The organism is Rhodopseudomonas rhenobacensis, assembly GCF_014203125.1.
Classification (GTDB): Bacteria; Pseudomonadota; Alphaproteobacteria; order Rhizobiales; family Xanthobacteraceae; genus Rhodopseudomonas_A; species Rhodopseudomonas_A rhenobacensis.
In genome coordinates this window covers 89,848-102,832 of the sequence record NZ_JACHIH010000008.1, presented here as the reverse complement: position 1 = coordinate 102,832, position 12,985 = coordinate 89,848, and the positions used below count along the sequence as shown (strand labels likewise).

17 protein-coding genes are annotated in these 12,985 nt (G+C 66.2%); 11 read left to right on the top strand and 6 right to left on the bottom strand.

Translation table 11 applies throughout. From position 1 onward, the window contains the following. Nucleotides 1-253 precede the first annotated feature (253 nt). From HNR60_RS09050 to HNR60_RS09045, 3 genes are all read left to right on the top strand, one after another. Complete coding sequence (locus HNR60_RS09050; RefSeq protein WP_184256569.1) at nt 254-907, top strand: glutathione S-transferase family protein; 654 nt, start codon at nt 254-256, stop codon at nt 905-907. Nucleotides 908-1,096: 189 nt separating this feature from the next. Continuing rightward, nucleotides 1,097-1,264, top strand: a complete 168-nt coding sequence (locus HNR60_RS23975; protein WP_210313389.1) for a hypothetical protein — start codon at nt 1,097-1,099, stop codon at nt 1,262-1,264. Between the two features lie 88 nt (nt 1,265-1,352). Next, entirely contained in the window at nt 1,353-2,519 is a 1,167-nt protein-coding gene (locus HNR60_RS09045) for a PQQ-dependent sugar dehydrogenase (RefSeq protein WP_184256567.1), read from the top strand. Between the two features lie 148 nt (nt 2,520-2,667). Here the strand turns inward: HNR60_RS09045 and HNR60_RS09040 are convergent, their stop codons facing one another. Continuing rightward, the gene (locus HNR60_RS09040; protein ID WP_184256565.1) at nt 2,668-3,018 is read right to left on the bottom strand and encodes a DMT family protein; all 351 of its coding nucleotides are present in this window, start codon (nt 3,016-3,018) and stop codon (nt 2,668-2,670) included. A gap of 342 nt (nt 3,019-3,360) precedes the next feature. Between HNR60_RS09040 and olsA the strand changes: the two genes are divergently transcribed. The 7 genes from olsA (at nt 3,361) to HNR60_RS09005 (ending at nt 7,664) form a co-directional block, all read left to right on the top strand. Further along, the gene (gene olsA, locus HNR60_RS09035; RefSeq protein ID WP_184256563.1) at nt 3,361-4,203 is read left to right on the top strand and encodes a lyso-ornithine lipid O-acyltransferase; all 843 of its coding nucleotides are present in this window, start codon (nt 3,361-3,363) and stop codon (nt 4,201-4,203) included. A 114-nt stretch (nt 4,204-4,317) separates the two neighbouring features. Then, entirely contained in the window at nt 4,318-5,262 is a 945-nt protein-coding gene (locus HNR60_RS09030) for an aldo/keto reductase (protein WP_184256561.1), read from the top strand. Nucleotides 5,263-5,362: 100 nt separating this feature from the next. Then, nucleotides 5,363-5,590, top strand: a complete 228-nt coding sequence (locus HNR60_RS09025) for a hypothetical protein (RefSeq protein WP_184256559.1) — start codon at nt 5,363-5,365, stop codon at nt 5,588-5,590. After that, the gene (locus HNR60_RS09020) at nt 5,587-5,874 is read left to right on the top strand and encodes a type II toxin-antitoxin system RelE/ParE family toxin (RefSeq protein ID WP_347339329.1); all 288 of its coding nucleotides are present in this window, start codon (nt 5,587-5,589) and stop codon (nt 5,872-5,874) included. The genes HNR60_RS09025 and HNR60_RS09020 overlap by 4 nt, the downstream gene beginning before the upstream one ends. A 74-nt stretch (nt 5,875-5,948) precedes the next feature. Further along, nucleotides 5,949-6,386 carry a lipid-binding SYLF domain-containing protein gene (locus HNR60_RS09015; RefSeq protein ID WP_184256555.1) on the top strand — a complete coding sequence of 146 codons (438 nt, stop codon included), beginning with the start codon at nt 5,949-5,951 and terminating at the stop codon, nt 6,384-6,386. A gap of 376 nt (nt 6,387-6,762) precedes the next feature. After that, the gene (locus HNR60_RS09010) at nt 6,763-6,966 is read left to right on the top strand and encodes a hypothetical protein (protein ID WP_184256553.1); all 204 of its coding nucleotides are present in this window, start codon (nt 6,763-6,765) and stop codon (nt 6,964-6,966) included. A 26-nt stretch (nt 6,967-6,992) separates the two neighbouring features. Next, nucleotides 6,993-7,664 (top strand): HAD family hydrolase, encoded by a 672-nt coding sequence (locus tag HNR60_RS09005; protein ID WP_347339328.1) that lies wholly within the window; start codon nt 6,993-6,995, stop codon nt 7,662-7,664. 222 nt (nt 7,665-7,886) lie between these two features. Here HNR60_RS09005 and HNR60_RS09000 read toward each other — a convergent pair whose 3' ends face one another. Together HNR60_RS09000 and HNR60_RS08995 are read right to left on the bottom strand one after the other, a co-directional pair. Further along, nucleotides 7,887-8,582 carry a glutathione S-transferase family protein gene (locus HNR60_RS09000; protein ID WP_184256551.1) on the bottom strand — a complete coding sequence of 232 codons (696 nt, stop codon included), beginning with the start codon at nt 8,580-8,582 and terminating at the stop codon, nt 7,887-7,889. After that, the gene (locus HNR60_RS08995) at nt 8,582-9,301 is read right to left on the bottom strand and encodes a glutathione S-transferase N-terminal domain-containing protein (protein WP_184256549.1); all 720 of its coding nucleotides are present in this window, start codon (nt 9,299-9,301) and stop codon (nt 8,582-8,584) included. Before HNR60_RS08995 ends, HNR60_RS09000 begins: the two co-directional genes overlap by 1 nt. A gap of 212 nt (nt 9,302-9,513) precedes the next feature. Here HNR60_RS08995 and lanM point away from each other — a divergent pair, with 212 nt between their 5' ends. Further along, entirely contained in the window at nt 9,514-9,903 is a 390-nt protein-coding gene (gene lanM / locus HNR60_RS08990; RefSeq protein WP_184256547.1) for a lanmodulin LanM, read from the top strand. 63 nt (nt 9,904-9,966) lie between these two features. Here the strand turns inward: lanM and HNR60_RS08985 are convergent, their stop codons facing one another. The 3 genes from HNR60_RS08985 to HNR60_RS08975 all read right to left on the bottom strand — a co-directional run bounded on the left by HNR60_RS08985 (nt 9,967) and on the right by HNR60_RS08975 (nt 12,749). Next, the gene (locus HNR60_RS08985) at nt 9,967-10,713 is read right to left on the bottom strand and encodes a hypothetical protein (protein ID WP_184256544.1); all 747 of its coding nucleotides are present in this window, start codon (nt 10,711-10,713) and stop codon (nt 9,967-9,969) included. 96 nt (nt 10,714-10,809) lie between these two features. Beyond that, the gene (locus HNR60_RS08980; protein ID WP_184256542.1) at nt 10,810-11,154 is read right to left on the bottom strand and encodes an Os1348 family NHLP clan protein; all 345 of its coding nucleotides are present in this window, start codon (nt 11,152-11,154) and stop codon (nt 10,810-10,812) included. 59 nt (nt 11,155-11,213) lie between these two features. After that, nucleotides 11,214-12,749, bottom strand: a complete 1,536-nt coding sequence (locus tag HNR60_RS08975) for a B12-binding domain-containing radical SAM protein (protein WP_184256540.1) — start codon at nt 12,747-12,749, stop codon at nt 11,214-11,216. Between the last annotated feature and the right edge of the window lie 236 nt (nt 12,750-12,985).

The window sequence follows — 12,985 nt, the reverse complement described above, 5'->3', positions numbered from 1 at the left end:
CGCCGCTTTCGCTTTCGGCTTTCGGCTTGCGGCGGGCGATGAGGGATTGCGCTGATTCAGCCGCAGCCGACGCGCTTCTGATCGCCTTTGATTGGCAAAATCTGCTCGACGGTTGCAGTGCGGCAGGCGATTTCGAGCTTTTCCGGATTGAGGGGCTTGCGAGCCACCCCCCGCCGCATCATTGTTTAGCCGCGGTGACGATGGACAACGAAAATCCACGCACAGGGCGGCGACGGAACCAAGCGGCGACAGAATGTACAAACTCTATTCGATGCAGCGTTCCGGCAACAGCTACAAGGTCCGCCTTGCGCTGGCGTTTCTCGACGCGCCGTACCATGCGATCGAGGTCGACATTCTCAGCGGCGAAAGCCGCACGCCGGATTTCCTCGCCAAGAATCCAAGTGGCCAGGTGCCGCTGCTCGAGGTCGCCGACGGCCGCTTCCTCGCCGAGTCGAACGCCATCCTGTGGTATCTCAGCGTCGGCACCTCGTTGTCGCCGGAATCGCGGATCGATCGCGCCGACGCGCTGCAATGGATGTTCTTCGAACAGCACGCGCTGGAGCCCAACATCGGCGCGGCGTATTTCTGGCTGTCGCTGGTCAAGGGCGGCCGCGACCTGCAGACCCACGCGCTGGAAGACTGGATGGAGCGCGGCTACGCGGCGCTGCAGGTGATGGAGAATCACCTCAAGAGCAACGATTACTTCGCCGCCGGCCGGCTGACCATCGCCGACATCGCGCTGTACGGCTACACCCACGTCGCCGATCAGTGCGACTTCGACCTCGACGCCTTTCCGGCGATCGGCGCCTGGCTGAAGCGGGTGCAGCAGTCGCCGGGCTACGTCTCGATGAACTGGCGCCCGGAGACGATGGCCACCGACGCGCCGGGCATCGCCGCCGAGGCCTGATCGGGCGGCCGGGCGAGCCCGAAGGCAAACCGGACAAAACTGCGTGGAAATGGGTAAATAGCGGGCACAACAGGCGAATTAGCCTTCGTTCTGCCATTTTCGAGGGCTTTGCCGCCGCAAAAATGCCTGCGAATGCAGGGAAATTCCCCCTGTCGCGGTGATTCGCCGCGTCTTTAGGGAATCCTGACCATGCAACGGTCGCCAGGCACGGCGGGCTTCAAAAGCCCCCGAGCGCTCTCCCCCTCGCGTTTGACCCACGCCGTCGTGGCCGCGCTGGCGTTCAGCTCGCTGTCGCTCTGCCTGATCGTGGCCATCACCGTGTTGTCGACCGGCATCACCATGGCGCAGCCACTCTGATTTCGCCTCGCCCTCCCAGCGCGACGCCACGCCGCGCGGGATTGCGAGCCTCAGCTTTCGAACGACCATCGCCGCATGAGGCTTTGCGATGAAAGCTCCTGTCGTCTGGGTCACCGGCTCGCTGGCCGTGGCCATCGTGCTGACCACCTCGTTCCTGATCGCCACCACGGCGAGTCGCGGCGAGACCACCTCGTTCGCCTCCTCCGCGGGTCCGCTGACGGTGCACACCGTGGCCTCCGGGCTGGTCAACCCGTGGGGCCTGGCGTTCCTGCCGGACCAGCGCATGCTGGTGACCGAACGGCCCGGCCGGATGCGCATCGTCACGCCGCAGGGCCAAGTCTCGCCGCCGCTGCGCGGCGTGCCCGAGGTCTGGGCCTCGGGGCAAGGCGGGCTGCTCGACGTCGCCCTCGACAAATCCTTTGCTGATAACGCCACGCTGTACTTCTGTTTCGCCGAACGCGCCGGCAATGGCGGCCGCACCGCGGTGGCGCGCGCCAAGCTCGACGAGACCGGCCCGCCGCGGCTCGATGACGTCAAGATCATCTTCCGCCAGGACGGCCCGCTGTCGAAGGGTCTTCACTATGGCTGCCGGATCGCCCAGGCGCCGGACGGCAATCTGTTCGTCACCCTCGGCGAGCATTCCTTCACGCCCAACGAGGCGCAGAACCTCGGCAACCATCTCGGCAAGCTGATCCACATCACCCCCGACGGCGCGGCAGCCAGCGACAATCCGTTTCTCGGCCGCGGCGACGCCAGAGCGGAGATCTGGAGCTACGGCCATCGCAACCCGCAGGGCCTCGCCTTCAATCCGGCGTCCGGCGACTTGTGGGAAATCGAGCACGGCCCGCGCGGCGGCGATGAAGTCAATATCATCGGCAAAGCCAACAATTACGGCTGGCCGGTGATCGGCTTCGGCATCGACTACAGCGGCAGCAAGATCCACGAGGCCACCGCCAAAGACGGCATGCAGCAGCCGATCAAATACTGGGTGCCGTCGATCGCGCCTTCCGGCATGGCGTTCTACAGCGGCGCGCTGTTTCCGGCGTGGAAGGGCAGCCTGTTCACCGGCGCGCTCGCCGGCCAGGCGCTGGTGCGGCTGTCGCTCGACGGCGACAAGGTCAGCGGCGAAGAGCGGTTGTTGAAGGAACTCGGCGAACGCATTCGCGAGGTCCGCCAGGGCCCCGACGGCGCGCTCTATCTGCTCACCGACAACGCCGCCGGCCGCATCCTGCGAGTCGCGCCGGCCGGCAAGTAGTTCGTGTCCCGGACCCGAAGCTGCGCGGCTTCGGGAGCCGGGACCGTTACGGATGCCATGCACCGCTACGGCCCCGGCTCGCTTCGCGCCACGCCGCATGCGCGGCGCGTCGCGAATCGTCCGGGGCACGCTGGCTGCCACGCCCGCCTCACGACCACTTGTGAAAGATGAAGAACGCGCCCGCCGCGATGAAGGCGAAGCCGACCGCGTGATTCCAGCCCAGCGGCTCCTTCAGATAAAAAATCGAGAAGCCGGCGAACACCACCAGCGTGATCACCTCCTGCATGGTCTTCAGCTGCGCCGCCGAATACACCTCGCTGCCCCAGCGATTCGCCGGCACCGCCAGCCAATACTCGAAGAACGCGATGCCCCAGCTGACCATCACCACCAGCGCCAGCGCGCTGCTCTTGTATTTGAGATGGCCGTACCACGCGAAGGTCATGAACACGTTGGACGCGAGCAGCATCAGGATCGGCAACAAATAGGGCGAGACCGGCATGGAATTCCTTCCAAAAAAGGGAGCTAACGAGACAGGCATCGGCAAGTTCCGGCATGGCGAAACGGCCTTGGCCACGCAGCAAACGGACCTGCTGTGGACAACTCCGACGTCATTACCGCGTAACAATGCCCAGCTAGCCTTCCGATGCGGTGATCGACAACCCCCGTCGCCGATCATCGCTCCCAACGCGGTCCCCGTCAGTCGCCGCGCCTGCCTGGGACCGCACCTTTTTGATCAGCCTCTCGCTGCCGCATCGTCCGGCTCGGTGATTTGCCTCGGTCGATCTGTGCAGCCCCTGCTCCGCCTGGCGCCTTGTGGCCGCCGCGGGAAAAGAACATTGCCATGATCCGTTTTGTCCTCGTGCTCGCCGCACTCGTCACCCTCACCCTCATTCTGCTGCCGTTCCAGCTGTTGGCGATGGCGTTCGATTGGCGGCTGCAGCGGACCATCCCGCAGCTGTTTCACCGCGCGCTGTGCCGGCTGATCGGCGTGCGCATCCGCCAGGTCGGGCAGCGCAGCGCTGACGCCCCGGCGCTGATTCTCTCCAATCACGTCTCCTGGCTCGACATCTGCGTGATCGGCGCGCTCGGTCCGGTGGTGTTCGTCTCCAAGAGCGAAGTCGCGCGCTGGCCGGTGTTCGGCTGGCTGTCGCGGCTGCAGCGCACCGTGTTCATCGACCGCAAGGCGCGTCATCGCACCGGCGCCGCCACCCAGGAAATCGGCGACCGGCTCGCCGGCGGCGACGCCGTGGTGCTGTTCGCCGAGGGCACCTCGAGCGACGGCGTCCGCATCCTGCCGTTCCGCTCGGCCTTGATCGGCGCGGTGCATCACGCGCTCGGCCAATCCACCAAGCACAGCGCCATCACCGTGCAGCCGCTGTCGCTGGCCTATGTGCGCTTCGCCGGATTGCCGGTCGGCCGCGCGCTGCGCGAGCGCGTCGCCTGGTACGGCGACGCCGACCTGATGCCGCATCTGATGGGCGTGCTGTCGGCCGGCGCGATCGACGTCACAGTGAGTTGGGGCGACGCCGTCGCGCACGATCTGTCCGCCGACCGCAAGGAAATCGCGCGCCGCGCCGAAGCCGAGGTGCGGCGGATGACCGGCGCGGCACTGCGCGCGGCCCCCCCCGCGCTGCCGGCGCCTGCCACCGAGAAGCTGCCGCTGCCCTGGCCGCAGCCGGCCTGAGCCGCTGCGCGCAGCCGCCCGCTGTCGTGGCGCGGTCCTGCAGGCGGTCGCCTCCCTTGCCGTCGCCCGGCGCGCACGCCACAATGCGCGCGGGGCGTTCGACAGGATCAATTCATGGAATTTCGCAATCTCGGCGGCTGCGGCCTGCGGGTCTCCGCGGTCGGGCTCGGCTGCAACAATTTCGGCCAGCGCACCGATCTCGACACCGCGCGCAAGGTGATCCACAAGGCGATCGATCTCGGCGTCACGCTGTTCGACACCGCGGATATCTACGCCAACCGCGGCGGCTCGGAGACCGTGCTCGGCACCGTGCTCGGCACCCGCCGCAAGGAGATCGTGCTGGCGACCAAATTCGCCAAGCCGATGAGCGACGACGGCGCCAAGCAGGGCGCCTCGCGGCGCTACATCATCGCCGCGGTCGAAGCCAGCCTGACCCGGCTGAAGACCGACTACATCGATCTCTATCAGCAGCACGATTTCGATCCGCTGACCCCGATCGACGAGACCCTGCGCGCGCTGGAGGACCTGATCCGCGCCGGCAAGGTGCGCTACATCGGCCATTCCAACTTCCCGGCCTGGCGGATTGCGGAAGCCGAGTATGTCGGCCGCGCGCTCGGCGGCAACCGTTTCGTCTCGGCGCAGGACGAATACAGCCTGCTGGTGCGCGACATCGAAAAGGACGTGCTGCCGGCGGCGCAGGCCTACAATCTCGGGCTGCTGCCGTTCTTCCCGCTGGCCGGCGGCATGCTCACCGGAAAGTATCAGCGCGGCGCCGCGGTACCGGCCGACACGCGGTTCGGCAAGACGCCGTATATGCGAGAGCGCTATCTGACGCCGAAAAATCTCGACATCGTCGAGGCCTTGCAGGCGTTCGCGCAGGCCCGCGGCCATACCATGCTGGAATTGGCGTTCAGCTGGCTGGCCGGCCGCCCGCAGGTCGCAAGCGTAATCGCCGGCGCCTCGACGCCCGAGCAGGTCGAACAGAACATCGCCGCGTTGAATTGGACGCTGAGCGCGGAGGAATTCGCCGAAATCGACAAGATCACGCTGGGGAAGTGAGGACACTCTCCATCGAGATCGTCGCGTAGCCGGCGTGACGAGCGAAATCGCACCGGGAATTCTTCTTTCTGGGCCGGCCCCAAACTGCTAGTCTCGCAGGATGACGATTTCGCTCGAACAGGCCGTGGCATCCTTGCGCGATCTGCCCGCGGAGACGCAGGACGCCTTGGCGCGACTGTTGTTGCAGTTCGCTGGCGTCGACCAGCCACCGCTCGAGATGAGCGCCGAGGAGACCGCCTCGTTCGATGAATCACTCGCGCAGGCTGAGCGCGGCGAATTCGCCACCGACGAACAGCTGCGCGCGATTTGGGCGAAGCATGGGCTGTGAAGCTACGCTTCACCATCCGCGCCGCCGCCGAGCTCGATGAAGTGCTCTCGTCGATCGAGCGGCAATCGCCGCAAGGCGCCCAGCATATCAAACAGCGGCTGTTCGCGGTCATTGCGCTGTTGCGGCAGTATCCGCAAGCCGGGCGATTGACCAACAAAGCCGGGCTGCGGCGGGTGGTCGCCTATCCTTACCCTTACCAGATCTATTATCGCGCCGGCGACGCCGAGATCGTGATTCACGGCGTGCGCCACAGCGCGCGGCGGCCTTTGTCGCGGCCGAAATAGCCATGCCCATGGACCCAGCCCGCGATTTGCTGGACACTGGCCCGCAGATTCGCACATCGCCAAAGGAAATACCCATGTCCTCGTTTCGCATTCGCACCGCGCTGGTCGCCGCGCTGGCGCTCGCCGGCCTCAGCGCCACGGCTCCCGCAAAGGCCGATAGCGGCACCATTCGCATCTCGGTGCTGAAAGGCGGCTGGTTCATCGGCGCCTCCGGCGGCAGCGGCACGCTGACGTTTCGCGGCCGCAAATATCCGCTGTCGATCGGCGGGCTGAGCGCCGGGCTGGTGTTCGGCGCCTCGCAGACCTATCTGGCCGGCCGGGTCAGCCACATCACCCGGCCGTCCGACGTCGCGGGCGTCTATGGCGCGGGCGGCGCCGGCGCCGCGATCGGCCGCGGCGTCCGCGGCATCGTGCTGACCAATGAGAAGGGCGCGGTACTGGAACTCAGCGGCCAGCAGACCGGGTTGATGGTCAACGCCGATTTGAGCGGGCTGGCGGTCTCGCTGAGGTAGGCAGGCGGAACACTTCACCTCTCCCCGCTTGCGGGGAGAGGTCGACCTGGCGTAGCGCAGCGAAGCCGGGCCGGGTGAGCCGGGTCGGGTGACGGGGCGTCTCGGCACATCATAAGCTTATGATCGAAGGCCACGCCCCCTCACCCCACCCCTCTCCCCGCAAGCGGGGCGAGGGAGCGCGCCGCGGATCTTGCGAGTCATCGCTCAATATCAACGCGACTACGCCACCAAGCCCGCCACCGATAGTTCCTGCACGTCGCCTTTCGCCGTCGCGGAGCATTCGGGCGGAAATGATAAGCGACGCAACCGTTGCGAGCGATTATACTCGGCCCTGCGATGAACCCGACATGAAAGCGGCGAGAGTGCGATCACCTTCATGACAAAACGCTCTGCAATCCCGGCGCCGGCGGCGCGCCGCCTGGTGTGTTCCTGTTGCGGCGCGGAGTTCGGCTGCAATCTCTCCAGCGACTGCTGGTGTGCCGACGAATCCGCCAAGCTGCCGATGCCGGAGCAAAGCAGCGACGGCGATTGCCTGTGCCGCGACTGCCTTCGCAAGGCCGCCGCCCCCGCGGTCCACTAAGCATCCGCACACGGAAGACCGCCGACGTGACCGAGCAATGGCAAGTCGAGGCGGTGCTGCTCGACATGGACGGCACGCTGGTCGACACCGAGCGGGTGTACATCACGAGCCTCACCGAGGTGCTCGACGGCTTCGGCTATCCGGATGCCAGCGCCGTCTGCCTCAGCATGATCGGACTGCCGGGTCCGGAATGCCAGCAGCTGCTGGTCGATCATTACGGCGCCGATTTTCCGCTGCCGAAGATCAACCGCGCCTTCGCGGAGAAGCGCGACGCCATGCTGGCCGACGGCCTGCCGCTGAAGCCCGGCGCGGTCGCATTGCTGGACGCGCTGCGCTTGGCCCGTTGGCCGATGGCGGTGGTGACCTCGTCGTCGCAACGCACCGCCGACGCCCACCTCACGCTCGGCGGCATCCGCGCGCGGTTCGAACTGATCGTCACCCGCGACGACGTCGCGCGCGGCAAGCCGAGCCCCGATCTCTATCTCTTGGCGGCCGAGCGGCTTGGCGTGGCGCCGCGGGCCTGCGTCGCGGTGGAGGATTCCAGCGTCGGCATCGCCGCGGCGGCGGCGGCCGGCGCCATCGCGCTGATGGTGCCGGATCTGCTGCAGCCGAACGACGCCACCCGCGGCCAATGCGCCGCGGTGCTGCCCGACCTCAACGCGGTGCTGGCGCTGCTGCGCGAGCGCGCGGGGCTGTGAGCCGGTGACCATGAGGGCTGCGGCGCTTTGGGGCGAGCCGAAGCGCTCCCCCACAAATAGGCTGTCATCCCGGGGCACGAGCAGCGTGAGCTGCGAGTGAACCCGGGATCCAGTACTCACCGCCCTGGAATACTGGATTCCGGGTTCGCTCGGCCTTTCGGCCTCGCGCCCCGGAATGACGGCTGCGCTATGAACTAACCGCAGCCGATCAGCACAACCGCCCTACACCGGATAACCTTCGGATTTCCGCGCCATTCCGTCGAAGGCGTCGAGCATCTTCTCGCGCCAGGCATAGACCGGGTCTTCCGGCTTCAGCAGCGCGAAGGCGCTGGTCACCCGCGCCCATTGGAAGCCGCCGAACATGATGTAGTCGGCGTAGTTCGGCGCCGCGCCGCCGACGAACGGCTGAGACTTCAGCGTCAGCCGCAGCGGATCGAGCCCCTTGCGGAACCCCTCGACTTTTGCGTCGCGATCAGCCGCCACCGCTTCCAGTGACTTGCCGAACCGCGCCTCGCGGGTGTTGCGGAAGTAGTCCTGATCCACCGGCCGCAGATGGCCGTGGATGTCGGCGGCGATCAGCGGAAACATCGCGCCGATCACCGCGATGTCGCCCCACCAGTTCAGCATCCGCGCCATCGCGCGACCGCCTTCGCCGCCGAACAGCGACGGCCGGTCCGGATAGGCGACTTCCAGATAGTTGGCGATCGCCCAAGAATCCACGACCGACGCGTCGCCGTCGAGCAGCACCGGCACCTTCTCGGACTTGTACGGACTAATGGCGTCCTTCTCGGTGAAGCGCCACGGGATCGAGGTGGCGTCGAGCCCCTTATGCGCCAGCGCCATCCGGATCCGCCAGCAATACGGGCTGAACGGCCGGGTCTCCTCGACGCCGACCAGTTCGTAGAGCCGCAGCGCCATTACTTCACCACCGAGGCGGTCTGGCCGAACAGCAGTTTGCGCTCTTCGTCGGTGCGGATCGTCGGCTGGCCGAAATCCGGGTTGACCTCCTTGGCCTTGGCGTAGGCGCGCTGGGTCGCCGGGCGCTGCTCGATCGCGGTGAGCCAGCGCTTCAGATGCGGGAAATCGTCGATGTTCTGGCCCTGGTTCTTGTACGGCACGATCCACGGATAGCACGCCATGTCGGCGATCGAATACTCGCCGGCGATGAAATCGCGGTCGGCCAGCCGTTTGTTCAGCACGCCGTACAGCCGGTTGGTCTCGTTGACGTAGCGGTCGATGGCGTAGGGGATCTTTTCCGGCGCGTAGTTGCTGAAGTGGTGGTTCTGCCCGGCCATCGGGCCGAGCCCGCCCATCTGCCAGAACACCCACTGGATCGCCTCGTAGCGCGCGTTGAGGAACGACGACAGGAACTGGCCGGTCTTTTCGGCGAGATACAACAGGATCGCGCCGGATTCGAAGATCGAAACCGGCTTGTCGCCGCTCTTCGGCGCGTGATCGACCAGCGCCGGGATCCGGTTGTTCGGCGCGATCTCGAGAAACTCCGGCTTGAACTGATCGCCCTTGCCGATATTGACCGGAATAATCGTGTAAGGCAGCGCCGCCTCTTCGAGGAACATCGTGATCTTGTGGCCGTTCGGCGTGGTCCAGTAATACAGATCGAGCTGCGGCGCGGTCATCGGCGGTCCCTGTCGGTCTTGAGGTGTGGGCACCCAGTTGGATGCGACTGCATGGACTTTTCACCCAATGCGAGGCGAAGTCAATGGCCTCGCGGGTTTATGGCCTCGCGGGTTACCGGCGCTTGAGTGTTGAACTGTGCACCGCACTGGTGCAATCTCAAGTAGTGGTGCAGGTGCCGGCGCAAGACCGGCCAAGACAAAGGGGATGAACCATGACGACGCGACGCACGGTGCTGCTGTCTCTGGCGCTGGGGATGATGGCGAGCAGTCCGGCTTTTTCGGCCTCGGCGCTGAAAGTTCTCGATCCGGACAAGGACGGCACCGTCGATCTTGCCGAGGCCAAGGCCGCGGCGTCCAAGCTGTTCGACAAGCTCGATGGCGATCATGACGGCACGCTCGACGCCCGCGAATTGCGCGGCCGGCTCGGCAAGGCGGATTTTTCCGCCGCCAATCCCGACAATGACCGCACCATCGACAAGACGGAATATCTGGCGCTGGTGGAAAAGCGCTTCGCCGCCGCCAATCCGGACAATGACGGCACGCTCGACGCCAAGGAACTGGCCTCGCCGGCCGGCAAGGCGCTGCTCAAGCTGTTGCTCTAAGGCGCGGAGCTTGCTACGCGGCGGCGCCGACGCTGCCGCGTAGCACCGCGTCCCTCGCAAATATCAAAAAAGCGGCGCGTCGACCGCCAGCGCGAACAGGCTGATTTCCACCAGACTCAGCAGCGCGAAGAAGGATTGCGCGCGGCGGCAGATCGCCGGGTCGTGCCACTCCCATTGTTTCAAATGGCCATAGACCGCGACGCCATCGGTGATCGCGAACAGCACCACCGCCACCGGCGCCCAGAGCACCGCCCACGGAGCGCCGCCGAACAGCGCCAGCGCGATCAGCCCGCGCGATCCGGTGTGGCCGATCAGCGCGAATAAGCGCTCCACCGGCACGCTGTAGCGCACGCACCACGACGCCCGCGCGCCGCGCACCCAGGCCGCCAGGTCGTCCTCGTTGGGTTTCGGGCCGAGCACGCCGAGCCACAGCACGTAGCCGGCCTCGGCCGAGCCGGCGCCGACGCCGAAACCGACCATGTCGATGACGCGCCACTCGAACGGCGCCAGCGCCGCCAGCGCCGCCAGATAGGCGGCTGCGGCCGCCAGTTCCACCGCCGACACGAAGCCCTGCAGCACCGCGTTGGCGGCCACCGAGCCCGGCTGCGGCAGCGCCGGGTTGCGCAAGGCGCGCACGATCCGGCTCTTGGCGACCACCGAGAGAAACCACACCACGGCGCCGGCGGCGACCAGATGCCAGGGCGCCCCCCCTGGCCCGATGCACAGCCAGGGAGGAACCAGGGTGATGGCCACCAGCGCCGCGAGCGACGCCAACGACCAGTGCCGGGGAATGTCATCAACGTCCGCCATAAGCCACGGGTCTATGTCAAACCGGAATGATGGTCCGGCACACGGAGCGCCGTGCGGCGCTCCGCATGGCCCGGCCTCGCGGCGGTTGTCGTGCAACTACTCGCGCTCCTTGGCCTCCAACGCGGACACCGCGACGCTGGAGACGGCGACGTTCACCACCGGCTTGGTGCCCTTGGTCAACACCCGCACCACCGGGCTGACGAAGGCCGCGACCGACGCATCGCTGACGTTGGTCGACGCCGCATCGCCAAGCCCAGCCGCAGCGGCGCGCGTTCGGGTATCGCTCAGCGCCTTCACCTGGTTGCTGTCGAGCGTGTAGCCGGCGGCCTTGAGTGTGCTCTCGGGATCGCTTTCGAGCCCTTGCGCGAACTTCTCGTCCGAGAAGATCCGGCCGACGATCTTGGAAAATTCTTTATCCGAGTTGGTTGCTGGTGCTGCCATGTCTGTCTCCTTTGGTTTGCGGGCCTATCGGTTGCTCACGTGGGCACTCGCCAGAACGATCACGCGCCGATGTGGCGGAGTGGCCGCTCCGTCGAGATCGCTCGACTGGACACCGGGTCGAGACGAATCGGCTGCAGCGTCTTTTCCGGCATCGCCACCTCGCGCAGGCTGGCCAGCCCGTCCGGATGCCGGGTCATCACCTCCTCCGGGTAGAACAGCGCGATCGGCTCGGGATGGCCGTACTCCACCATGGTGCGATCCGGATATTGCAGTCGCGACATGGTCTGCAGCGAGGTGACCAGCCCGGAGATCTGCCAGATCTCCTTCGGCGACAGCTTGACGCCGGCGCGGAACAGATAGAGGTCGCGGAAGAAACCGTAATTGTTGTACATCGCCTCGTTGACCAGCCCGGCGTCGCGATCGGCTTCCCACAGCCGCGAGCCCGGGATCTGGCAATACCATTGCAAGAGGATGCGCACGCCGTAGGTGGCGAACAGATGCGCCGCGAAGGCGCAGGTCTGGCGCACTTCCTTGGCGGTCTCCCACGGCAGGCCGATCACGAAGGAAAAGTCCGCTTGGCCGGACAGGCCGTGTTTGTGCAGCATGCGCGCGGCATCTTCGAGGATCTGCGTGGTGGTGCCCTTGCCGATCTTCAACAGCCCCTCGTCGTAGCCGCATTCGGCGCCGACCAGAAACTGTCCGGTGTAGGGGGCGATCGAAGCGATCAGTCCTTCATGGAGCAGATCGGTGGCGCGGGAATCGAACACCAGGGTCGGCGTCAGGCTGCGCTTGCGGAAGATCTCGGTGATCTCCAGGGTGCGCTTCGGGTTCATGGTGAACTCGTCGTCGATCACATGGATCATGTCGAGCTGGGTGCGCTCGGCCTGCGGCATCATCTGCTGCAACCGATCGACGAACACCTCGGCCGGCATGCCCCGCCAGGTCTTGCGGTACGAGGTGCTGCAGAACGAGCAGTCGAACGCGCAGCCGCGCGAGGATTCGATCGACAGCCCCTTGTAGAGTTTCATCGGCAAGCTGCTGAAGTCCGGCAGCGGGAAATCGCCGAGCGCGGTCTTGCTGAGCTTGGGGCCGATCGGGTTGCGCACCACCTGGCCGGAGCGGTCGCGCCACGACAGATTGGGCACGTTCTCGACGCCGTCGCCGCGCTCCAGCGCCGCGCACAGCGCCTGGATGGCGATCTCGCCCTCGCCGCGCACGATGTAGTCGACCTGGTAGGTGTTGAGAATGTAGTAATCGAACATCGTCGGATGGATGCCGCCGAGCACGATCGGCACGTCCGGGCGCAGCTTGCGGAGCTGGATGATCACCGACACCGCGGTCGGCCACGACATCGAGGTCGCGGCGATGCCGACCAGCCCGCAATCCTGCAGATCCTTGAGGTAGGGCTCGATCTGGTCGGAACCGTCGGCGATCAGGTCGGCGACGATCGCCTCGTGCTGGGCCTGGCGCAGCACCGCCTGCAGCAGATAGACCCCGTAGGGCGGGCACTCCCGCACCGCGTCCATCGCGATGGCCTGCGGCTTGTCCCAGAACAGGTCGTCCATGATCGGAGGCGCTACCAGCAGGACTTTCATCTCGTCGCCCTTTCCTCGGTCATGTTCGGGAAGAACAGCCTAGTACAACGCCGAGCCTTATGCAATCTCAAGTTGTGTTATTTATAACTTACAACCCGAACGGACGGTGGGATGCGGCGGCGCAATGGTGTTAGGTCGCGCAAAGGGCCGCCCGCGGCTCGCCGCGCGATCCACTGAACGACAACGCTGCCTGCGTCGACCAAGCGATGCCGGGTGGCGGCCCCTCTTTCGGAGTG

Coding starts and splice junctions, on each gene's coding strand:
- HNR60_RS09025 (WP_184256559.1), top strand. CDS start 5,363: ATGACGATTTCGCTCGAACAGGCCGTGGCATCCTTGCGCGATCTGCCC.
- HNR60_RS09040 (WP_184256565.1), bottom strand. CDS start 3,018: ATGCCGGTCTCGCCCTATTTGTTGCCGATCCTGATGCTGCTCGCGTCC.
- HNR60_RS09045 (WP_184256567.1), top strand. CDS start 1,353: ATGAAAGCTCCTGTCGTCTGGGTCACCGGCTCGCTGGCCGTGGCCATC.
- HNR60_RS09015 (WP_184256555.1), top strand. CDS start 5,949: ATGTCCTCGTTTCGCATTCGCACCGCGCTGGTCGCCGCGCTGGCGCTC.
- HNR60_RS09050 (WP_184256569.1), top strand. CDS start 254: ATGTACAAACTCTATTCGATGCAGCGTTCCGGCAACAGCTACAAGGTC.
- HNR60_RS08985 (WP_184256544.1), bottom strand. CDS start 10,713: ATGGCGGACGTTGATGACATTCCCCGGCACTGGTCGTTGGCGTCGCTC.
- HNR60_RS08975 (WP_184256540.1), bottom strand. CDS start 12,749: ATGAAAGTCCTGCTGGTAGCGCCTCCGATCATGGACGACCTGTTCTGG.
- HNR60_RS09030 (WP_184256561.1), top strand. CDS start 4,318: ATGGAATTTCGCAATCTCGGCGGCTGCGGCCTGCGGGTCTCCGCGGTC.
- HNR60_RS23975 (WP_210313389.1), top strand. CDS start 1,097: ATGCAACGGTCGCCAGGCACGGCGGGCTTCAAAAGCCCCCGAGCGCTC.
- olsA (WP_184256563.1), top strand. CDS start 3,361: ATGATCCGTTTTGTCCTCGTGCTCGCCGCACTCGTCACCCTCACCCTC.
- HNR60_RS09000 (WP_184256551.1), bottom strand. CDS start 8,582: ATGGCGCTGCGGCTCTACGAACTGGTCGGCGTCGAGGAGACCCGGCCG.
- HNR60_RS08995 (WP_184256549.1), bottom strand. CDS start 9,301: ATGACCGCGCCGCAGCTCGATCTGTATTACTGGACCACGCCGAACGGC.
- HNR60_RS09010 (WP_184256553.1), top strand. CDS start 6,763: ATGACAAAACGCTCTGCAATCCCGGCGCCGGCGGCGCGCCGCCTGGTG.
- lanM (WP_184256547.1), top strand. CDS start 9,514: ATGACGACGCGACGCACGGTGCTGCTGTCTCTGGCGCTGGGGATGATG.
- HNR60_RS08980 (WP_184256542.1), bottom strand. CDS start 11,154: ATGGCAGCACCAGCAACCAACTCGGATAAAGAATTTTCCAAGATCGTC.